This window comes from Methylobacterium sp. Leaf118, from assembly GCF_920984675.1.
Lineage (GTDB): Bacteria > Pseudomonadota > Alphaproteobacteria > Rhizobiales > Beijerinckiaceae > Methylobacterium.
Genome location: NZ_CAKLBV010000017.1, coordinates 1 through 20,752, shown reverse-complemented (window position 1 = coordinate 20,752; position 20,752 = coordinate 1). Strand labels below are relative to the sequence as shown.

The 20,752-nt window shown below is 71.9% G+C and carries 19 protein-coding genes and 1 pseudogene; 5 read left to right on the top strand and 15 right to left on the bottom strand.

Annotation, left to right across the window (positions count from 1 at the left end):
* Positions 1-16: 16 nt before the first annotated feature.
* From LW587_RS09625 to LW587_RS09590, 8 genes are all read right to left on the bottom strand, one after another.
* On the bottom strand, positions 17-760 hold the full coding sequence (locus tag LW587_RS09625; RefSeq protein ID WP_269780322.1) for an SDR family NAD(P)-dependent oxidoreductase: 744 nt from the start codon (positions 758-760) through the stop codon (positions 17-19).
* On the bottom strand, positions 757-2,121 hold the full coding sequence (locus LW587_RS09620) for a class I adenylate-forming enzyme family protein (protein ID WP_232629370.1): 1,365 nt from the start codon (positions 2,119-2,121) through the stop codon (positions 757-759). The genes LW587_RS09625 and LW587_RS09620 overlap by 4 nt, the downstream gene beginning before the upstream one ends.
* A gap of 5 nt (positions 2,122-2,126) precedes the next feature.
* Positions 2,127-2,384, bottom strand: coding sequence for an acyl carrier protein (locus tag LW587_RS09615; protein ID WP_232629369.1), 258 nt, complete (start codon positions 2,382-2,384; stop codon positions 2,127-2,129).
* 28 nt (positions 2,385-2,412) lie between these two features.
* Complete coding sequence (locus tag LW587_RS09610) at positions 2,413-3,348, bottom strand: alpha/beta hydrolase (protein WP_232629368.1); 936 nt, start codon at positions 3,346-3,348, stop codon at positions 2,413-2,415.
* 35 nt (positions 3,349-3,383) lie between these two features.
* A complete protein-coding gene (locus LW587_RS09605) occupies positions 3,384-4,316 on the bottom strand; it encodes an amino acid--[acyl-carrier-protein] ligase (protein ID WP_232629367.1) in 933 nt (310 codons plus the stop codon).
* A gap of 54 nt (positions 4,317-4,370) precedes the next feature.
* Entirely contained in the window at positions 4,371-5,570 is a 1,200-nt protein-coding gene (locus LW587_RS09600) for an acyl-CoA dehydrogenase family protein (protein ID WP_232629366.1), read from the bottom strand.
* Between the two features lie 58 nt (positions 5,571-5,628).
* Positions 5,629-5,901, bottom strand: a complete 273-nt coding sequence (locus LW587_RS09595; protein WP_232629365.1) for a phosphopantetheine-binding protein — start codon at positions 5,899-5,901, stop codon at positions 5,629-5,631.
* A 184-nt stretch (positions 5,902-6,085) separates the two neighbouring features.
* Entirely contained in the window at positions 6,086-6,610 is a 525-nt protein-coding gene (locus tag LW587_RS09590; RefSeq protein WP_232629364.1) for a flavin reductase family protein, read from the bottom strand.
* Between the two features lie 318 nt (positions 6,611-6,928).
* On the opposite strand from LW587_RS09590, the gene LW587_RS09585 reads away from it, so the two are divergent.
* Positions 6,929-8,617 (top strand): thiamine pyrophosphate-binding protein, encoded by a 1,689-nt coding sequence (locus LW587_RS09585; RefSeq protein ID WP_232629363.1) that lies wholly within the window; start codon positions 6,929-6,931, stop codon positions 8,615-8,617.
* A 219-nt stretch (positions 8,618-8,836) separates the two neighbouring features.
* On the opposite strand, the gene LW587_RS09580 is transcribed toward LW587_RS09585, so the two are convergent.
* Both LW587_RS09580 and LW587_RS09575 read right to left on the bottom strand, forming a co-directional pair.
* On the bottom strand, positions 8,837-9,721 hold the full coding sequence (locus LW587_RS09580) for a branched-chain amino acid aminotransferase (protein WP_232629362.1): 885 nt from the start codon (positions 9,719-9,721) through the stop codon (positions 8,837-8,839).
* 85 nt (positions 9,722-9,806) lie between these two features.
* A complete protein-coding gene (locus LW587_RS09575) occupies positions 9,807-10,250 on the bottom strand; it encodes a cupin domain-containing protein (protein ID WP_232629434.1) in 444 nt (147 codons plus the stop codon).
* A gap of 440 nt (positions 10,251-10,690) precedes the next feature.
* Between LW587_RS09575 and LW587_RS09570 the strand changes: the two genes are divergently transcribed.
* From LW587_RS09570 to LW587_RS09555, 4 genes are all read left to right on the top strand, one after another.
* Positions 10,691-11,983 (top strand): O-acetylhomoserine aminocarboxypropyltransferase/cysteine synthase family protein, encoded by a 1,293-nt coding sequence (locus LW587_RS09570; RefSeq protein WP_232629361.1) that lies wholly within the window; start codon positions 10,691-10,693, stop codon positions 11,981-11,983.
* A gap of 53 nt (positions 11,984-12,036) precedes the next feature.
* The gene (gene metA, locus LW587_RS09565; protein WP_232629360.1) at positions 12,037-13,053 is read left to right on the top strand and encodes a homoserine O-succinyltransferase MetA; all 1,017 of its coding nucleotides are present in this window, start codon (positions 12,037-12,039) and stop codon (positions 13,051-13,053) included.
* Between the two features lie 13 nt (positions 13,054-13,066).
* Positions 13,067-14,863, top strand: coding sequence for a long-chain-acyl-CoA synthetase (locus tag LW587_RS09560; RefSeq protein ID WP_232629359.1), 1,797 nt, complete (start codon positions 13,067-13,069; stop codon positions 14,861-14,863).
* Between the two features lie 125 nt (positions 14,864-14,988).
* Positions 14,989-15,858, top strand: coding sequence for a DMT family transporter (locus tag LW587_RS09555; protein WP_232629358.1), 870 nt, complete (start codon positions 14,989-14,991; stop codon positions 15,856-15,858).
* Positions 15,859-15,989: 131 nt separating this feature from the next.
* Here LW587_RS09555 and LW587_RS09550 read toward each other — a convergent pair whose 3' ends face one another.
* The 5 genes and pseudogenes from LW587_RS09550 to LW587_RS09530 form a co-directional block, all read right to left on the bottom strand.
* On the bottom strand, positions 15,990-16,778 hold the full coding sequence (locus LW587_RS09550; RefSeq protein ID WP_232629357.1) for a WecB/TagA/CpsF family glycosyltransferase: 789 nt from the start codon (positions 16,776-16,778) through the stop codon (positions 15,990-15,992).
* Entirely contained in the window at positions 16,775-17,977 is a 1,203-nt protein-coding gene (locus LW587_RS09545) for a glycosyltransferase (protein WP_232629356.1), read from the bottom strand. The genes LW587_RS09550 and LW587_RS09545 overlap by 4 nt, the downstream gene beginning before the upstream one ends.
* Entirely contained in the window at positions 17,974-18,918 is a 945-nt protein-coding gene (locus LW587_RS09540) for a GDP-L-fucose synthase family protein (RefSeq protein WP_232629355.1), read from the bottom strand. Before LW587_RS09540 ends, LW587_RS09545 begins: the two co-directional genes overlap by 4 nt.
* 8 nt (positions 18,919-18,926) lie before the next feature.
* Complete coding sequence (gmd, locus tag LW587_RS09535; RefSeq protein ID WP_232629354.1) at positions 18,927-20,030, bottom strand: GDP-mannose 4,6-dehydratase; 1,104 nt, start codon at positions 20,028-20,030, stop codon at positions 18,927-18,929.
* Between the two features lie 484 nt (positions 20,031-20,514).
* Positions 20,515-20,752 (bottom strand): annotated as a pseudogene (locus LW587_RS09530) (hypothetical protein); the annotation flags it as partial.

Below are 20,752 nucleotides of genomic sequence, written 5' to 3'. Positions count from 1 at the left end.
GCGGGTCGGAACAGAGTCAGGCCGTGCTGCCGGCGTCGATCGTCAGGACCGTGCCGGTGATGTTGCGGGCCTTGTCGGACATCAGGTAGGCGACGGCGTCCGCCACGTCCTGCGGTTCGGCCAGGCGCTTGAGCGCACTGCGGTTGGCGACGCGGCTCCGCTCGGCCTCGTCCATCCCTTCCGTGAGGGCCGTCTCGATGAAGCCCGGGGCCACGGCGTTCACCGTCACCCCGAGGCGTCCGACCTCGCGGGCGAAGGAGCGGGTGAAGCCGATCATCGAGGCCTTGGTAGCGGCATAGACCGACAGCGCGTTATAGCCCGTGAAGGCGATGATCGAGCTGACATTGACGATGCGCCCGGCGCCCGCCGTCATCATGCCGCGGGCCACGTACTTGGTCAGCACCATCGGGGCGATGGTGTTGAGGTGGACGAGTTCGCCGATCTTGGCCGCCGACATGGTGGCGAGCAGACCCGGCGTGCCGAGCGCGGCGTTGTTGACGAGGCCGTAGATCGGCCCGTGCTCCGCCTTGATCCGCTGGACGAGGGGCTGGAGCGCCTCGAGCTGCCCGAGATCGGCGGCCAGGAACTGGATCGCGCCGAACGGGGCGGTCTCGCAGGCCGCCTCCAGCGCCTCGCTCGGGCGCCGCGCCAGGGCGACCACGCGAAACCCTTCTGCGGCGAGCGTCGAGGCCATGGCGAGGCCGAGGCCCCGGCTCGCGCCCGTCACGACGACGAGACGGCCTTCCCTGAGATCGGTCACGGCACCCTCCGCACCAGCTTGCCGCCCGAGGTGAGCGGCAGGTTGTCGACGAAGCGCACGCTCGCCGGCACCTTGTGCTGGCTGAGACGCGGGCGGCAATGGGCGATGATCGCCTTCTTCAGCGCGGCCGGGTCGGCGGCGTCGGTGCCGGCCCGCAGCACCACCTCGGCCTCGACGACGGCGCCGAGGATGGGGTTCGGCCGGGCCCGCACCCGGGACATCGACACGCCCGGATGCAGGTTGACGACGGCCTCGACCTCTTCGGGCTGCACCTTGGCGCCGCCGACATTGATGACGCCGCTGCGTCGGCCGAGGAAGTGGTAGCGCTCGCCCCGCCGCTCGACGAGGTCGCCGGTATCGACGAACCCGTCCTCGGCCATCAGAGGCTCCGTCGTCCCCCCGAGATAGCGCCGTCCGGTCCGCCGCGAGCGCACGTAGAGGGCGTCGTCGCGGACCGCGATCTCGATCCCGGCGCGGGTGCCGATCAGCGCGGCCGGGAAGCCCTCGCGCCCGTCCTCGACGGTGAAGCCGACGCCGCCCTCGGTCGAGGCGTAGGCATGGGCCATGCGGGCCTGCGGGAAGGCCGCCCGCAGGAGGTCGAGCACGGTCTGGTCGGCGATCTCGCCGGACAGCCGCACGTAGCGGGGCGAGAGCCGGTCGAGCGCCGCGCTCATCAGGGCGAGGCGCCAGTGCGAGGGCGTGCCGAGGATGTGGGTGACGCCCGCGCCGCCGGCCCGGACGAGATAGTCGCGCACCGGCTCGTGCCTGTCGGAGAGCACCAGCGAGGTCGGGGCCAGCATCGCCCGCAGGAAGACCTGAAGGCCGCCGTAGCGGCGAATGTCGTAGAAGGTCGACCAGACCGTGCCGGGCTCCGGCGCGGCGGCCGTGTTGATGCCGCCGGCCAAGCCTTCGAGGGTGTGGGCGACGAGCTTCGGGGCGCCGGTGGTGCCCGAGGTGGCGAGCGCCCATTCGGTCTCCCGCCCGGTCTCCGCCCCGGCCGCGCTGGCGGCCTCGGCGTCGATACGGGGCAGGCCCGGCAGGGCGTCGTCGGGCAACCCCTCGGCATCGAACACGACGATCTCGGCCTCGGAATCGGCGGCGATCCGCGCGATGTGCTCCGGGGCGAGGCCGGGGGGCACCAGGGCGAGCCGCGAGATGAGACCGTCGAGGGCCAGCATGGCCCGGGCCGCCGCCATCTGCCCGCCGACCGCGAGCAGCACGCGCTTGCCGGAGAGCCTCTCGCTCGCCGCGGCGTCGCGCGGGCCGTGGACGATCCCCGCGAGGTCTCTTCGCTCGCGGTGGTCGGACAGGAACAGGCCGTCGAGCCCGCCCGCCGCCAGAAGTCTCTCGCGCAGGATCATGACGGTCAGGCCGCCTGCTTGGCCGCGGCGCGGTCGTAGAGGGCGACGAGGTCGCCGACCGTCACGGGCAGGTCCTCGGCCTCCATCTCGGAGAACGGGTCGGCCCCGGTCAGGTCCTCCATCCGGGCGACCAGGAGGGCGAAGCAGAGCGAGTCGAACTCGGTGTCGAGCATCACGAGATCGTCGGTGATCGGCGGCATCCGCTTCTCCTGCTCGGCGGCGATGGCGGCGATCTCGGCGTGGACGGTGGAACGCAGGGACATGGGAGACTCCGGGGAACGAGAGGGCGGATCAGGCGGTCGGGGCGGGGGCGCGCAGCAACTCCGAGAAGTCGCGGGCGATCTCCGAGAGGATCGGCCGGGCGCGGGGAACGAGGCGCCCGAGACCGTAAAAGAAGTGGATCATGCCGGCATGGCGGGCCTGGACGACCGGCACGCCGGCCTGCGCGAGGCGCGCCGCATAGGTCTCGCCGTCGTCGCGCACCGGGTCGTACTCGGCGGTATGGATGCGGGCCGGCGGGAGCCCGGCCAGATCCGTCTCCCGCAGCGGGCAGAACCGGGGCTCCGGCCGCGCTTCGGGACCGCAGGCGGCGAGGTCGGTCTGGATCGTCGCCTCGTCGAGGAAGTAGCCCCGGGCGAAATCCCGGCGCGAGGCGCCGGCACCGTGGACATCGAGAACCGGGCAGATCAGGAGCTGCGCGGCCAGGGTCCGGCCGGCCTCCCGCATCTCCTGGCAGACCCGGGCGGCGAGCCCCGCCCCGGCCGATTCCCCGCCGACGGCGAGGCGGACCGGATCGATGCCGAGATCGTCCGCCTGCGCGGCCACCCAGCGTGTCGCCGCGAGGGCGTCGTCGAGGGGGGCCGGGAAGGGATGCTCGGGAGCGAGTCGGTAGGCGACCGCGACCACGCGCATCGCGCCGGACTCGGCCAGGGTCCGGCACATCGCATCGTGGGTGTCGAGATCGCCGGTGACGAGGCCGCCGCCGTGCAGGAAGACGAGACCGGGACCGGGGGCCGCGCCCTCCGGCGCGTAAAGGCGAAGCGCGAGGGCGCCGCCGGGGCCCGGCATGGTGAGATCGCGGACCGAGATCCCTCCCGCCGGGGCGCCGGCGGCGGCCAGGCGGGCGAGCCCGCGCAGGCCCGCGCGACGGGCGGCGAGATCGATGCCGCCCGAGGCCCCGAGCGCCATCATGTCGAGGAAGCGGCTGACATGCGGGTCGAGGGCCATCGCGGCGGCTCCGGTCGTGGGATTACACCTTGGGATCAGAGCTTCAGCGTGGCGCGGATGGCGGCCGGCCAATCCGCGATGGACTCGCCGTGGGTCGCGAACATCGCCACCGCCAGACGGTCCATGCCGAAGGCGACGCAGCCCGTATGGGCCGGCTCGCCGTCGGCGAGGTTGAGGCCCCAGGTCGTGCCGAAATGCTCGCGGTGATAGTTGAAGCTCATGCAGGCGGTGCCGGCCGCCGCCCCGCGCAGGGGGATCAGTAGCTCGAACTTCAACGCCTGCTCCAGCTGGCTGAAGGCCATGATCTGGCCGAGCCGGCCGAAGAACGGGTCGCTCGCGGTCTCGACCGTGTAGGTCAGGCCGAGTTCGTCGGCCATGGCGGTGGCGGTCTCGATCCAGGCCTCGCGGAAGGCGACGATCTGCTCGGGCGTGCCGATGCGGACGTATTCGCGCATCCGGAAGGATTGCAGCCGGTCGAGATGGCGCGAGGGCTCGCGGCGGAAGCAGTCGCAGGCGACGTCGAAGCGGTAGCCGGCCTCCGGCACGGCGCCGCGGGCGGCGGCGATCGGGTAGACCGGGTAGCAGGCGGCCGGCGTCAGCACGAGGTCGGCGGTCTCGAGGCCTTCGGTCCAGTCGCCGCCGGAAAGATGCCGGTCGGCGTAGGCGCGGATGTCAGTCTCCGAGCCTTCGAGGCAGGAGACGCAGCCCAGGAGATTCGGAAAACTCTTGAGGTAGCCGTGGCGCTCGAGATGGGCGCGGCTCATCACCGGCGGGAAGCGGAACACCTCCGTGCCCTCGTCGCGGCGCGACGAGATGAAGGCGGCCAGCGCCTCGACCACCGACTCGTAGGCGCCGGTGCGGGCGTAGACGCCCTGCGCGTTCATGGGCTTGAACATCGCGTCGAACAGGGAGTCGAGGGGATCGGTCGCGGGGGGGGCGGCCGGCACGTTCTTGACGGGCATGTTCATGGGGGCAGTCTCTCAGGCGAGGGCGGGCGAAGGATCGGGGAGGCGGGGCCGGCGTCAGGCGCTCAGCGAGGCGGCGACCGGGGACATCAGGGTGGCGGTGGCGAGGTTGGCCATGATGCGGTCGTTGTGGATCATGATCGGCGCCGAGAGGATGTCGCGCAGGGCCCGGCCGACGCTGAAATCGCCGTCCTGGCGGTAGCCGGCGAGCCCGTTGGCCCGGAGCGCGCTCGACACGGCGGCGACCGCGAGTTCCGAGACCTCGACCTTGAGCATCGTGATCGCGGTCTGGAAATCGAGGGCGGCCAGCGCCGAGGCGTCGTCGCCCGCGGCCTCGAACCGGTCGAGCCCCTGGACGATCAGCGCGCGGGCCTGTTTCAGGCTGGAGACGGCGCGGGCGTAGTGCAGCGCGCCGGGCGGGGCGACGCCGCCCGCGCCCCGCATCGCCGTGCGGGTGAAGGCCTGGGCGCGATCGACCGCCGAGGCGGCGATGCCGGCCCAGGCGCTCGACCACAGGATATGGGAGACCGGGGTCATGGTCTGGTTGTGGACATCGCCGTAGCGGGTGGCGAGCACCTGCTCGGGCCGGCCGCGCGCCACCAGGCGGAAGCCGCTGCTGCAGGTGCCGCGCATGCCGAGCGTCTCCCAGCCGCTCAGGCGCTCCAGGGTGTAGTCCTCCTTGAGGAACACGCAGAGCACCTGGTCGGAGGCGGCGGCCTCCGCGTTGCGGCGGGCGACGGTGACGACGCCGTCGGCCTGGGCGCCGTAGGAGATCACGGTGGCGGCCCGCTCCAGGCTCACGCTCTCGCCATCGCCCTCGATCGCGGCGGAGGAGGCGCGGACATTGCCACCGCCCTGGCCCTCGGTCGTCGAGGAGGCCATGAGCAGCTGCTCGTCGGCGATGCGGCGGATCAGGCCGTCGCGCCACGCGCCGTCCCGGCCGTGCCGGATCAGGCAGGCGATCTTGGTCTGGTGCATGGCGTAGATCATCGCCGTCGAGGCGCAGGCACGGCCGAGGGCGTAGCAGATGTCGGCGAGCGCCCGGATCGAGGCGCCCTCCCCGCCCAGCTCGATCGGCACCGCGGCCCCGAGCAGGCGCTGCGACTTCAGCGCGGCGACCGCCTCGGCCGGGAAGCGGCCGTCGCGGTCGACCGCCTCGGCATGGAGGGCGGCGACCGCCGCCACCGCCGCCGCGCGGGCGGCGAGATCGGTCGCGGTGGCCGCTTCGGGCGGGACGGACATCGGCTGAATGGTCATGGCTTGGCTCCGAGGATCTGAAGCCGGTCGCGCCGGCCGTGTTGCGCGAAGGACGGGATCAGGCCGACGGGGCCGAGCACACGGTCTCGACCATCCGGGCGATGGTCTCGATCGAGTAGAAGTTCTTCGGCGTCAGCGCCGAGGGCGGGATCATGATGTCGAACTCCGACTCGACGGCGATCATCAGGTTCACGAGGTCGAGGGACGACAGGCCGACATCGACCAGGGCGTCGCCGGGTCCGAAGGCCGGCTTGATCGCGTGCCGCCCCGCGATCTCGTAGGCGAGGCCCATCGTCCGGCTCGCCACGCTCTCCATCACCGTCGCCGACATCGTCTTCCGTACCTTTCCGATCTGAGTTGAGCGGGCTGGTCGCCCTGCTGGGCTAATACAATCATTGTCCCGATAAATACTCTTCCTGATTTCAGGATCAATCCGATTCGTTTTATTAAACATTTAGTTAGTTAATCAGAGATTGGCATAAACTATCGGTCAATCTTACCACTTCCGGCGCCCGTCACGGGGGCGACAGCTCGATGAAGCCGCCGCCGCCATAGACCAGGGCGCCGGCGGCCTCGCCGTGCAGGCGCACCTCGCGCACGGCGCCGAGCAGGATGGCGTGGCTGTGCCGCTCGATGACCTCTTCGAGGTCGCAATCGATGATGGCCTGCGCCTGGGTGAGGCCCGCGGCGCCGGAGGCCATGGTGGTCCAGTCCGCGCCGAGATAGCGGGCCGGGCCGCGCAGGCCGCCGATTCCGGCGAAGCGCTCCGCCACGGATTGCTGCCCGGCCCCGAGGATGCTGACGCAGAAATGCTGGCGCCGGGCGATGACCGGCCAGCTCGACGAGGCGCGGTTGACGCAGACCAGCATGGTGGGCGGATCGACCGAGAGGGACACCGCGGAGGTGGCAGTCAACCCGACGCGGTCCTCGCCGCTGCCCGCGGTGACGATCACCACCCCGCCGACGAGGCGGCGCATCGCCTGTTTCAGGAGGGCCCCGTCGGCGACCGGCGGGGGCGGGACATCGGGCGCGAGGCTCATGGCGCCTTCGGGCGCCGCGGGCCGGACCTGCGTCGCAAAGGAACTCCGGTACGCAACCATGGCGTCGACCATCCGAAAGAGCGGGACTTCGTGCGTGTCCGGTCCGGAGGCGACCCGCCTCCGCCCGGCTCGAAACCGGACGTTATCGGTTGGCGTCTATGTCCGATCCCGTACACGCAGCTCCCGCTGCAAATGCAGGGCCCGGCGCGCGCGGCCGAAAACTGTCCGTCCGCGGCACGATCCGGGGTCGGGCGGGGGTTTCGGTCCCGAACCGGGACAGATCCCCGGGCGCCCGCCGCCCAGACCGAGGTTCGCGCGATGTCCCAGGAGAGTCTGACCCCGAAGCCCCGCACCGCGGCGCAGGCGCTGGTGGACCAGCTCGTCGCCAACGGCGTCGAGCACGTCTTCGCGGTGCCGGGCGAGAGCTACCTGCCGGTGCTCGACGCGCTGCACGAATCCGGCATCCGGATCACCGTCTGCCGCCAGGAGGGAGGCGCCGCGATGATGGCGGAGGCCCACGGCAAGGCCACCGGCCGGCCGGGCATCTGCTTCGTCACCCGCGGGCCCGGCGCCACCAACGCCTCCGCCGGCATCCACATCGCCCAGCAGGACTCGACGCCGATGATCCTGTTCGTCGGCCAGATCGAGCGGGGCTTGCGCGACCGCGAGGCGTGGCAGGAGATCGATTACCGCGCCGCCTTCGGGCCGATCTGCAAATGGGCGACCGAGGTCGAGACCGGGGCCCGCATGCCCGAATACGTCTCCCGCGCCTTCCACACCGCCTGCGGCGGCCGGCCCGGCCCGGTGGTGATGGCGCTGCCCAAGGACATGCTGAAGGACCCCGTGCCCGGCCCCGCCGCCCCGGCCTTCGTGCCGGTCGAGGCCGCCCCGGGCGCCGAGGATCTCGCGCGGCTGGGCGCGCTGCTGGCCGAGGCGCAGGCCCCGTTCCTGGTCCTCGGCGGCAGCCGCTGGGACGAGCGCGCCTATGCCGACATCCGCGCCTTCGCGGAAGCCTTCGACCTGCCGGTGGCGACGAGCTACCGCCGCCTGCCGCTGTTCGACCCGCTGCACCCGAACTACGCGGGCGATCTGGGCTTGGCCGCCAACGCCAAGCTCGTCGCCCGGGTGAAGGCCGCCGACCTGCTGATCGTGCTCGGCGGACGCCTCGGCGAGGTCGCGAGCCAGATGTACGCGCTCCTCGACATCCCGGGGCCGCGCACCCGGCTCGTCCACATCCATCCCGGACCGGAGGAGCTCGGCCGCGTCTACGTCCCGCATCTGGCGATCAACGCCGCCCCGACCCGGATGGCGGCGGCGCTGGCGCGGCTGCCTGCACCTTCCGCCACGCCCTGGTCCGAGGGGACGCGGGAGGCCCATGGCGAATACCTCGCCTGGAGCGAGACGGCGACGCCCCAGCCCGGCACGGTGAATTTCGGCGAGGTGATGATCCAGCTGCGCGACGCGCTGCCGTCCGACGCGATCCTGTGCAACGGCGCGGGCAACTACGCCGCCTGGATCCACCGCTTCTACCGCTTCCGGCGGCTGTCCACCCACATGGCGCCGACCTCCGGCTCGATGGGCTACGGCGTGCCGGCGGCGGTGGCGATGAAGCGTCTCCATCCGGAACGGACGGTGATCTCGCTCAACGGCGACGGCGACTTCCTGATGAACGGCCAGGAATTCGCGACCGCCGTGCAGTACGGGCTCAACATCGTCTGCATCGTCGCCGACAATGCCAGCTACGGCACCATCCGGATGCATCAGGAGCGGGACTTTCCGGGCCGGGTCTGCGCCACCGACCTCGTGAACCCGGACTTCGCGGCTTACGCCCGCGCCTTCGGCGGGGCCGGCTTCACGGTGGAGCGGACCGAGGACTTTCCCGCCGCCCTCGACGCGGCGCTCGCCGCGGGCCTGCCTTCGATCATCCATGTGAAGATCGCCGTCGACGCGATCACGCCCGGCGCGACGCTGACCACGATCCGCGAGAAGGCGCTGGCGGGTCGGTAAGGGGACACCGCGGTCCCGCGGATCCCGGAGCGCCCCCGGGATCCGCGGGCCGCGTCCCAAGCCGGACGCTCCCGGCGGGAGCGGGATCTCCGGAGCGAGGCGCCCAAACGCATCGAGAGGCGGGCGACAGGCGCCGCCTCCGGCACCGTCGCTCCCCCTCTCCGGCCCCGCTTCGGGCGCACACCTCTCCCGCCGAAGGGAGAGGACGACGCGGAGGGCCTAAGCCAGCCGCCCGTGCGCGAAGTCCCAGTAGAGCTGGCGCGCCAGGCGGAACATCGGCCCCGGCTCGAACCGCACCTCGTCGAGCCCCGTGACCGGCGCCACCTTGGCGAAGTTGCCCGCGGTGAACACCTCGTCGGCGCCGAGGAAATCGTCGTAGCGCAGGGTCTTCTCCACCACTTCGACGCCCGCGCCGCGCAGGAGCGCGATGACCCGGGCCCGGGTGATGCCGGCCAGGAAGACGCCGTTGGGGACCGGGGTATAGACCACGCCGTCGCGGGCCAGGAACGCGTTGGCGTTGGCGAATTCGGCGACGTTGCCGAGCCCGTCGAGCATCAGGCAATTGGCGAAGCCGCGTCCGAGCGCCTCCGTGAGCGCGCGGGCGCCGTTCGGGTAGAGGCAGCCCGCCTTGGCCTCGACCGGGGCGACCTCGTTGGAGGGCCGCCGGAAGGGGGAGAGGGTGGCGCGCACGCCCGACGGCAGCGGCATCGGTGCGTGGTAGATCGACAGGCACCAGTTGGTGGAGGCCGGATCGAAGCGCACGCCGCCGGCAAACCCGCTCTCGGCCCAGTACATCGGCCGGATGTAGAGTTCGGCATCGGGGGCGAAGCGGGCGAGCCCCTGGGCGACGAGATCGCTCCACTGCGCGACCGAGAGCTTCGGCGCGAGACCGAGGGCGGTGGCCGAGCGGTTGACGCGGGCGAGATGCAGGTCGAGGTCGGGGGTGACGCCCTCGAAGGCGCGGGCTCCGTCGAACACCGTCGAGCCGAGCCAGGAACCGTGGGTGCGGGGCCCCATGATCCGCACGTTCCCGGGATGCCACGCGCCCTCGAAGAAGGTCCAGGTATCGGTCTCGGGCGTCGTGTCGGTCACGGGCGTCGTCATGGCGGGAGCCTAGAGGGAGGGAATGGGCGGGGCCGCTGGGCGGCCCCACAGCTCTCGGAGGCGCAGAGGCTCTCGGAGGCGCGGATCAGGCCGCTTCGAGCAGACCGCCGCCGACTGACGGCGAGGACTTGCGCCGCAGCATCTTCTTCACCTTGGCGAAGGCCCGGAGCGCCAGCGCGAGGTATTTCGGCTGGGTCTGGCGGCAGAAGGCCACCTTCCGGACGTAGCTCTCGACATGCCAGTGGCAGACCGCCCCGCGGGGAATGAAGAGCACATCGCCCGCAACGAAGGTCTTGGCCGGCGAGATGCCGTCGCTGATCGTGGCCGAACCTTCGAGAAAGTGGATCGTCTCGTCGATATCGTAGTGCCACTCGAACTTGCCGGCGGTGCAATCCCAGACCAGGGTCCAAGCCAGGCGATCGTCGCTGCGCGACAGCATGGTGTTGCGCGCCACGGGCATCCCCTCGTGAACCCAGCTCGGCTCGATCGGAGCCGGCCGCAGATCACCGGTCGTCACGGACGGAATCATCGCGGTGGTAGACACGTCTTCCTCACTGCCGGTCGTCGGGCGTCCAGGACCACTCCGGAGGCGCCCCGAGCCAAGCACCACCACACTTGTCTGACGTCCGCAAGGTGGTGTTCGACGTATGGCTAACGACAATGCGTCGAGGATTGTAAATGCGGCCGAAACGTGACTTGGCTGTAGTGTAATCCATCCGAAACGATACGGCTGGGTCTTTTCGAGACGCGGCATCTACGTAGAATTCCGCAACCATGCGGAGCGAAACTGGCGCCGCCGCCCCGGCCTGGGCCGCCCATCTCCCTGATCTTCCGGGAAAATCAACCGGGTGCCGCGAGGCTCCGGGTCTCGTCGAACGCCGCGGATCCCGTGTCGTTTCGGCACGATCTGGCGTGGTCCCGGCCTTGCGGCAGGCCCGCCGACCCTCCGGTCCAGGGACGACCCACGCAATGCGCAGCGAAACGATCGCGGTTCACGCCGGCTTCGAGCACGATCCGACCACCCATGCCGTCGCTGTGCCGATCTACCAGAGCGTCGCCTACGCCTTCGACAGCGCCGATCACGGGGCCGCCCTGTTCAATCTGGAGGAGGAAGGCTACCGCTACAGCCGCATCGCCAACCCGACGGTGGCCGTGCTGGAGCGGCGGGTCGCCGATCTCGAGGGCGGCCACGCGGCGCTCGCCGTCGCCACGGGGCAGGCGGCCCTGCATTACGCCATCGCGACGCTGGCCGACCATGGCGGCAACATCGTCTGCGTGCCCCAGCTCTACGGCACCACCCATACCCTGCTCGCCCACGTCCTGCCGCGCCAGGGCATCACCACCCGCTTCGCCGCGAGCGACCGGCCCGAAGACATCGCCGCGTTGATCGACGACCAGACCCGGGCGGTCTACTGCGAATCGATCGGCAACCCCGCCGGCAATATTTGCGACATCGAAGCTCTGGCCCGTGTCGCCCACGCCCACGGCGTGCCCCTCGTCGTCGACAACACCGTCCCGACCCCGATCCTGCTGCGCCCGATCGATTACGGGGCCGACATCGTCATCGCCTCGCTGACCAAGTTCATGGGCGGCCACGGCACCACGCTGGGCGGCATCGTGGTCGATTCGGGCAATTTCGACTGGGCCGCCCACGGCGACCGCTTCCCGATGTTCACGACGCCGGACGTGTCCTATCACGGGCTCGTCTACGCCGAGCATTTCGGCCGAAGCGCCTTCGCGGCCCGGGCCCGCAGCGTCTATCAGCGCACCACGGGCGCGGTGCTGCCGGCGCTCTCCGCCTTCCTGCTGCTCCAGGGCATCGAGACGGTGGCGCTGCGTGTCGAGCGCCACGTCGCCAACGCCCGCAAGGTCGCCGAGTATCTGCGCGCGCATCCGGGCGTCGAATGGGTCAATTACGCCGGCTTCCCCGACAGCCCAAACCACGCGATGGCGAAGAAGTACCTCGGCGGCGAGGGCTCCTCGCTGCTGACCTTCGGGGTGAAGGGCGGGTTCGAGGCCGGCAAGACCTTCTACGACGCACTCAAGCTGGTGAAGCGGCTCGTCAACATCGGCGACGTCAAGTCCCTGGCCTGCCATCCGGCCTCGACCACCCACCGCCAGATGACGCCGGACGAGCAGCGGGTCGCGGGCGTGCTGCCCGAGACCATCCGGATCAGCGTCGGCATCGAGCATGTCGACGACATCGTCGCCGATCTCGACCAGGCGCTCGCCGCCGCCCGGCCGCTGGCGCTCGCGGCCTGAGCCGCCGGGCGCCCCCGGAACATCCCCGCCCCCGATCGAGAGGAGAGAGTCCCATGCTGGAACACGGCGTTTCAGGCACGTCCTACGGCGAGCCGGGCCTCTCCGAATCCATCCTGGCGCCCCGGTCCCAGCCGGGCACGCCCGCGCCCCGCCTGCGGATCGGCCTCCTCAACAACATGCCGGACACCGCCCTCGTCCAGACGGAGCGGCAGTTCCGGCGGCTGATCGGCCCGGAGGCCGAGCTGCGCTTCTTCAGCCTCGACGCGGTGCCGCGGGGGCCGCTGGCCCGCGCTCATCTCGACCGGTGCTACGCGTCCCACACGGCGCTCGCGGCCGCCGGCCTCGACGCCCTGGTGATCACCGGCGCCGAGCCGAAGGCCGCTCGCCTCGACCATGAGCCCTATTACGCGGAATTCGCCTCCGTGGTGGATTGGGCGGCCGCCCACACGGTCTCGACCCTGTTCTCCTGCCTCGCGGCCCATGCTGCGGTGCTGCATCTCGACCGGATCGAGCGCCGGCCGCTGCCGGCCAAGCATTCGGGCGTCTATGCCTGCGCCGCCACCGCCGTCCACCCGCTCCTCGCCGGGATGCCGGCCGTGATGCCGGTGCCGCATTCGCGCTGGAACGACCTGCCCGAGGCCGACCTCGCCGCCCGGGGCTACACGGTGCTGCGCCGCTCGGAGCAGGTCGGCGTCGACCTGTTCGTGCGGGAGGGCCGTAGCCTGATGGTGTTCCTCCAGGGCCATCCCGAATACGAGCCCGACACGCTGGCCCGCGAGTACCGCCGGGACATGGGCCGCTTCCTCGACGGGAGCCGCGACACCCTGCCGGGTCTGCCTGTAGATTATTACGGCGCCGAGGCCGCGGCGCGGCTCCAGGCCTTCGCGGAGCGCGCGCTCCGCGAGCGGACGCCCGCCCTCCATGCCGACTTCCCCGACCGGGAGGCGACGCCGCCCCGCCCCGCGGAATGGCCGGAGGGAGCAAGCCGTCTGTTCCGCAACTGGCTCACCCAGGTGGCGGCTCGCCGCGCCCATCGTCCGGCGGCCGCGCCGGTCTCGGCCCTCGCGTAAGGCGACCTTCGTGATGCAGCTCCAGCCCCCCGCCACTCCCGTCCCGGCCCCGCCGCCCCGCGCCTCCGCGACCGCCGGCTGGATCGGCGCCCTGGAGCGCACCGCCCGGATCGACGCGGAGCCGGGCCGCATCTTCCCGCTGGTCCTCGACGCGGTCGCCGCCGAGCGGGCGGGCGCCCCGGCCCTGATCGGCACCGACGAGACCCTGAGCCACGGCGAGTTCGCCGCCCGGCGCAACCGCTACGCCCGCTGGGCGCGCGCGCGCGGCCTCGCCAAGGGCGACACCGTGGCGCTGCTGATGCGCAACCGGCCGGACTACCTCGCGATCTGGCTCGGGCTGAGCCGGGTCGGGGTGCGGGTGGCGCTGCTCAACACGAACCTGCGCGAACGCGGGCTCGCCCATTGCATCGCGGTGGCCGCCCCCCGCCTCGTCATTGCCGGAACTGACCTCGCCGAGGCCCTCGACGGCGCCCTGCCCCATCTTCCGGAGCGCCCCGTGCTGGTCTGGCAGGGCGAGGGGGCGGACGAGTCCCTCGCCATGCAGGCCGCCGCCCATTCGGGCGACCCGCTGGAGCCCGGCGAGGCGCCCGCGGTCAGCCTGCGCGACCCGGCGCTCCTGATCTACACCTCCGGCACCACCGGCCTGCCGAAGGCCGCGCGGGTCAGTCACCACCGCATCATGATGTGGACCCATTGGTTCGCCGGCCTGGCCGATCCCGGCCCCGACGACCGCATGTACGATTGCCTGCCGCTCTACCACAGCGTCGGCGGCGTGGTGGCGCCGGGCAGCGTGCTTTTGGGCGGCGGCTCCGTGGTGATCCGCGAAAAGTTCTCGGCGCGCCGGTTCTGGTCGGACGTGACCGAGAGCGGCGCGACCCTGTTCCAGTATATCGGCGAATTGTGCCGCTACCTCGCACTCGCGCCCCCCGATCCGCAGGAGCGGGCGCATCGCCTGCGGCTCTGCACCGGCAACGGCCTGCGCCCGGACGTGTGGGAGCGGTTCCAGGAGCGCTTCGCGGTGCCCCGCATCCTCGAATTCTACGCAGCCACCGAGGGCACGCTCTCGCTCTACAACGTCGAGGGCAAGGTCGGCGCGGTCGGCCGGGTGCCGAGCTTCATGGCGCGGCGCTCGCCCGCGCTGATCGTGCGACACGACGTGGCCACCGGATTGCCGCTGCGCGATGCCGAGGGGCGCTGCATCCCGGCCGCCTTCGGCGAGGCGGGCGAGTTGCTCGGCCGCCTCTCGGACAAGGCCGAATACACGTTCGAGGGCTATACCAGCGACGCCGAGAGCGCCCGCAAGGTGCTGCGCGACGTGGTGAAACCGGGCGATGCCTGGATGCGGACCGGCGACCTGATGCGGCGCGACGCGCAAGGCTACTTCTACTTCGTCGACCGGATCGGCGACACCTTCCGCTGGAAGGGCGAGAACGTCGCCACGACCGAGGTCGCCGAGGCGCTCTCCCGCACGGACGGCGTTGCCGAGGCCTGCGTCTACGGCGTCGCCGTGCCGGGCGCGGACGGCCGCGCCGGCATGGCCGCGCTGACCATCGGCCTCGGCTTCGACGTGGCGCGGCTCCATGCCGACCTCGCGGAGCGGCTGCCGGCCTATGCCCGCCCGCTGTTCCTCCGGCTCACGGAGGATCTCGGCCACACCGAGACCTTCAAGCAGAAGAAGGCGGTGCTGGCCGAGGAAGGGTTCGACCCGGCCCGCATCGCCGATCCGCTCTATATCGACCGCGATGGCGCCTATCGGCCGATCGACCCGGACCTGCACGCGGCGCTCGCGGCGGGCGCGCTGCGGCTGTAGGCCGTCGCAGACCCGCCGTACCGGTCCGGCGGACGGTACAGGTCGGCCGAAACCGTACGGGCCGTGCCTGTCGCCGCCGGCTCCGAACGGGCAGGCAGGGGCCTCGGGAGCAAGGCGATCGGGCGATGCGGCGCAGATCCATGTCCTGGGACGGCTGGGGCCAGGGCTTCCTCGGCGTCCTAATCTTCAGCGGGTCGCTGCCGGCGACGCGGGCGGCGGTGGCCGGGTTCACGCCCCTGTTCCTGACCTCGGCCCGGGCGGTGATCGCCGCGCTCCTCGGCGCGACCCTGCTGCTGGCCCTCCGGCAGAAGCGGCCGGCCTCCCGGGATCTCGGATCGCTCGCCGCCGTCGCCCTCGGGGTGGTGATCGGCTTCCCGCTGCTGACGGCCCTGGCGCTCCAGCACATCACCGCCGCGCGCTCGGTCGTTTTCGTCGGCCTGCTGCCGCTGGCGACCGCGCTCTTCGCCGTCCTGCGCGGGGGCGAGCGCCCGCGCCGGGGCTTCTGGCTGTTCTCCGTGCTCGGCGCCGCGCTGGTGGCCGGCTTCGCGCTCGCCCGCAGCGAGGGCGGCACGGCCACGGGCGATCTCCTGATGGTCGCGGCGATCGGGCTATGCGGCCTGGGCTATGCCGAGGGCGCCGGCCTGTCGCGCCGGCTCGGCGGATGGCAGGTCATCTCCTGGGCGCTGCTCCTCGCCTTGCCGGCGATGGCGGGCCTCGCCCTCGCGGCGTGGCCGACCTCGTGGAGCGGCGTCGGGGCGCCGGCCTGGGCGGGCCTCGCCTACGTCTCCGTGTTCAGCATGCTGGTGGGCTTCGTGTTCTGGTATCGCGGGCTGGCGCTCGGCGGCATCGCGCGGGTCGGGCAGTTGCAGCTGCTGCAGCCCTTCTTCGGGTTGGCGCTGGCGAGCCTCCTCCTCGGCGAGCCGGTCGCCTGGACCATGATCGCGGTCGCCAGCCTCGTCGTGCTCTGCGTGGCGGGCGCGAAGCGGTTCGCGTGAGCCTGCGCAAGTCCGCCCGCGCCGCGGCGGGCACGCCGAGGCGATCCGGGGGCGCGGCAAGGAGCGCGGCACATCCGGCCCGCCGCCTCGACCGCCGCTGGCGGAGCCGGCGGGGGACCGTCCGTCGCGTCCTATTCGGCGGCCCCGGCGGGGCGGCGGCGGCGCTCGGCGGCGACGAGGGCGAGGAAGCGCGGGACCGTGTGGAGATAGCGGCCCGCGAGCCGCCGCGGCTCGCGCAGGAGGCGGTAGGCCCATTCGAGGCCGGTGACCTGAAGCGCCACCGGCGCGCGGGGCACTCGGCCGGTCAGCACGTCGAAGGCCGCGCCGACCCCCATCGCCACCGTGCCGGGCAGGTGCGGCGCGTGCTCGGCCATGAACAGCTCCTGCTTGGGCGTCCCGAGGCCGATCCAGAGGATCTGCGCGCCCGACGCCCGGATCCGCGCGTGCATGGCTTCGGTCTCGGCGGCGTCGAGGGCGCGGAACGGCGGCGTCTCGACGCCGACGACGTTCAGCCCCGGCAGGCGCGCCTGCATCGTCTTGGCGAGCGCCCCGGCGACGCCCTCCCCGCCCCCGAGGAAATAGTGGCGCCAGCCCGGGACGAGACCCGCCCGGCAGACCGCCTCGACCGATTCGATGCCGGGCACCTGGCCGATCCCGCGGGCGCCGCGCAGGCGGCCGAGCCAGTAGAGCGGGCGCCCGTCCGGGCAGACCAGCATCGCCGCCTCGTGGGCGGCGAGCAGGCGCTCGTCCTCCGTCGCCCGGACGATGCCGTGGGCGTCGCGGAACACCACGAAGGTGCCCGGCCGGGTCACCCCGGAATCGAGGCGCCGCCGGATCGAACCGATCAGGCCCTTCATGTCGACGATGGAGATGCCGGTTCCGGCGAGGCGGAACCGGGCGACCGCGGGATCGTGGCTCATCGGGCGAGTTCCAGGACGGGGGACGTGGAAAGGGTGGGGGCGGGCCGGCGCGCGGCGAGAGCCCGGTGGTAGATCGCCAGAAGCGAGGTGGTGGTGGCCGCCTCCGTCCAGTCGCGCAGGTAGGCGGCCCGGGCGGCCTGCCCCATGCGGCGGGCGGCAGCCGGATCGGCGAGGATCCGCTCCATGGCCCGCGCCAGATCGGCGGGATCGCCGGGCGTCACGAGGAGGCCCGTCACCCCGTCCTCGACCAGATCGGCCAGCGCCCCGATGCGCGAGGCGATGACCGGCGTTCCGGCGGCAAAGGCCTCGGCCACGACCATCGGCAGGCCCTCGTACCAGAGCGAGGGCACGACCAGCGCCGCGGCCCGGGCCATCCGGGCCTGGACCTCGGCGCCGGGCAGCGTACCGAGGAGCCGCAGGTACGGCGCCCCCTCGAGGTTTTCGCCCAGCGGGCCCTCGCCCGCCACATCGATCGCCTGGCCGAGCTGGGCGGCCGCGGCCTTCAGGGTCGCGACGCCCTTTTCGCGGCTGAGCCGCCCGGCGAACAGAATCCCGTCACGCGGCGCCTGCGAGGGCGGGCCGGGATCGGGCAGGCCGTTGGGCTTCACCACGATGCGCTCGGGCGGGAGGCCCGCGGCGACGAATCGGCCCCGGGCGAACGGAGTCAGCACCACGAAGGCGTCGACATCGCGGGTCCAGGTGCCGATCCGGCGATGCCGTTCGATCATTCGGGCGACCGCGAAGGTGCCGACCCGCGAGCCGCGGTAGCAGCCGTGGCGCACCGCCGCATAGGCGGAGCCGGTCACGCAGGTCTCGCAGGGGCTCCCGTCGCGCATCAGCAGGGCGCCGGCGCAGGCGAGCCGGAAATTGTGGAGCGTCTGCACCGTGGCGACGCCCTCGGCGCGCACCGCCGCGAACATGCCGGGGGAGACCAGCGGAAAGGTGTTGTGGGCGTGGACCACGTCGGGCCGGAAGCGGCGCACCGCCTCGACCACCTGCGCGATGCCGCGCCGGGCATGCGGCGCCTCGAACGCGACGCGGAGGCGATCGACCGGCCCCCGGATGTCGTCGTTGGAGAAGAACAGCGTCTCCACCGTGCAGCCGGCCCGGGCGAGGGCCGCGGCCTCGCGCTCCACGACGGCATCCTCGCCGCCGCGGATCTGGTAGCGGTTGTGAACGATGAGGACGCGGCGGCTCACCGGTTGCGCCCCCCGCCGGTGAGGAAGTCCGCATAGGCGAGCCGCAGCCCGTCTTCGAGCCCGGTGCGGGCCCGCCAGCCGAGGCCGGCCAGCCGCGACACGTCGAGGAGCTTGCGCGGGGTGCCGTCCGGCTTGTCGGTGTCGAAGGCGAGGTCGCCCTCGTAGCCGACGACCCGCGCGACGGTACGGGCGAAGTCCGCGATCGTCACGTCCTCGCCGGTCCCGACATTGAGGATGTCCTCGCCCGACCAGGCCTGCATCGCGAAGACGCAGGCATCGGCGAGGTCATCGACGAACAGGAATTCGCGGCAGGGTTTGCCCGTGCCCCAGATCGTCACCGCGGGCGCCCCCGCGGCGCGGGCCTCGTGGAAGCGGCGCAGCAGGGCCGCGGCCACGTGGGACTTCTCGGGATGGTAGTTGTCGCCCGGCCCGTAGAGGTTCGTCGGCATCACGGCGACGAAGTCGCTGCCGTATTGCCGGCGATAGGCTTGGCATAGCTTGATCCCGGCGATCTTGGCGACCGCGTACCACTGGTTGGTCGGCTCCAGGGGGCCGGTCAGCAGCGCGTCCTCGGTCATCGGCTGGGCCGCGTGCTTCGGGTAGATGCACGAGGAGCCGAGATAGAGAAGCTTCTCCACGCCGCGGGTCTGGGCGGCGTGGATCACGTTGGTCGCCATGGCGAGGTTGTCGTAGAGGAAGGTCGCCGGATAGGTGTCGTTGGCCAGGATGCCGCCGACGGTGCCAGCGGCGTGGAACACCGCCTGCGGGCGCGTATCCGCGAAATAGGCTTCGACCGAGCCGAGGTCGCGCAGGTCCACCCGCTCGCGGCCATGGTCGAGAACCTCGCAGCCCTCCCGCGCGAGGCGGCGCACCAGCGCCGCCCCCGCCATGCCGCGGGCGCCCGCGACGAAGACCCGCTTGCCCGAGAGGTCGTAGCCCATGGCGGCGCTCACTCGGCGGCGATGCGCAGGGGCGCGCCGTGCGGACGCGGGCGGCGCAGGGCCACCTCGGCCTCGAAGCGGGCCTCCGCGAGATCGGCCGCCATCATCTCGCGCACCAGTTCGTCGAAGGTGGTGCGGGGCGTCCAGCCCAGGGCCTCGCGGGCCTTGGTGCCGTCGCCGACCAGCAGGTCGACCTCGGTCGGGCGGAAGAAGCGCGGGTCGATGCGCACCAGCGCGTCGCCGGTGCGGGCGTCGCGGCCGACCTCGTCTACGCCCTTGCCCTCCCAGACGATCCCGCGATCGACCTCGGCGAAGGCGGCCTCGATGAAGCGGCGCACCGTGCGGGTCTCGCCGGTGGCGATGACGTAGTCGTCGGGCTTGTCCTGCTGCATCATCAGCCACATCGCCTCGACGTAGTCGCGGGCATGGCCCCAGTCGCGCTGGGCGTCGATGTTGCCGATCCACAGGCAGTCCTGCTGGCCGGTCTCGATGCGGCTGACCGCGCGGGTGATCTTGCGGGTCACGAAGGTCTCGCCGCGGATCGGGCTCTCGTGATTGAACAGGATCCCGTTGGAGGCGTGGATGCCGTAGGCCTCGCGGTAGTTCACCGTGATCCAGTAGGCGTAGAGCTTGGCCACACCGTAGGGCGAGCGCGGATAGAACGGGGTCGTCTCGCGCTGGGGCACCGCCTGGACGAGGCCGTACAGCTCCGAGGTCGAGGCCTGATAGAAGCGGGTGGTGTCGGTGAGGCGGAGCTGGCGCAGGGCCTCGAGGATGCGCAAGGGGCCGACCGCGTCGGCGTTGGCGGTGTATTCCGGCGTCTCGAAACTGACCGCGACATGCGACTGGGCGGCGAGATTGTAGATCTCGTCCGGGCGGACATCCGCGACGATGCGGGTGAGCGCGGCGGAATCGGTCATGTCGCCGTAATGCAGATGGAGCCGCACGTCCTGATCGTGCGGATCCTGGTAGAGATGGTCGATGCGGCCGGTGTTGAAGCTCGACGAGCGCCGCTTGATGCCGTGGACCTGGTAGCCGCGGGCGAGCAGCATCTCTGCCAGGTAGGCGCCATCCTGACCCGTGATGCCGGTGATGAGTGCAGTCTTCATCATGTCCCTCGGTTACGCGAAAACTTGAATGTCCCCCGCTCTGCCCCCGTTGCGGAGGTGCGGGACGGGCCGATCGACGTGGAACCTGTTCAGCAAGGGGTGTGCCCCTGGATTCCGTGCCGAAACGGGATGACTGGCTCGCCGGGAGACAGATCCGCTTCGGAAGGAATCGTCCGCGGGCCCCCGGGTGGCCGGCCACGCGCGATGGTGCCGGCTTCCGCGAGGAAATCCCGGCAACACCGCGACGCGCCCCCTTCCGCATCCCGTGAAATTCTTGGGAGGACGATCGCCGATACGGACTAAATGATCGTTGAGCGACAGAGTTTACGAGACCGTAACTTGGTCCGCGCAATGCAATGGGTGAATCATTTCAGGGATCATGCCGACCATCGGCGGCCTTCTCTGCTCAGGCCGGCACGGGGCCGGCAGGCTTGAGCGCCGTGCCCCATCCCGTCGAACCATGAGCACGGCTTCGGCGGCGAGCGCTCTAAGCCGCCGTCTCGACCGGTCCGGCATCCTCCGCCATGGCGGCGATCCAGAGGGCGGCGCGGGCGAAGGCCGCGCCCTGCTCCACGCCCTGCGCGCCCACAAACGCCGTGAGCCGCGCCGCGGTGGCGGCGTGGCCGGTCGCCGTCAGGCGGGCGACGAGGCCGGGAGCGCTCGCGGACGCGGCGGCGGCGAAAGCGCGGCGCCCGGCATGGAGCGCCCCGGCCAGCAGTGCGGCC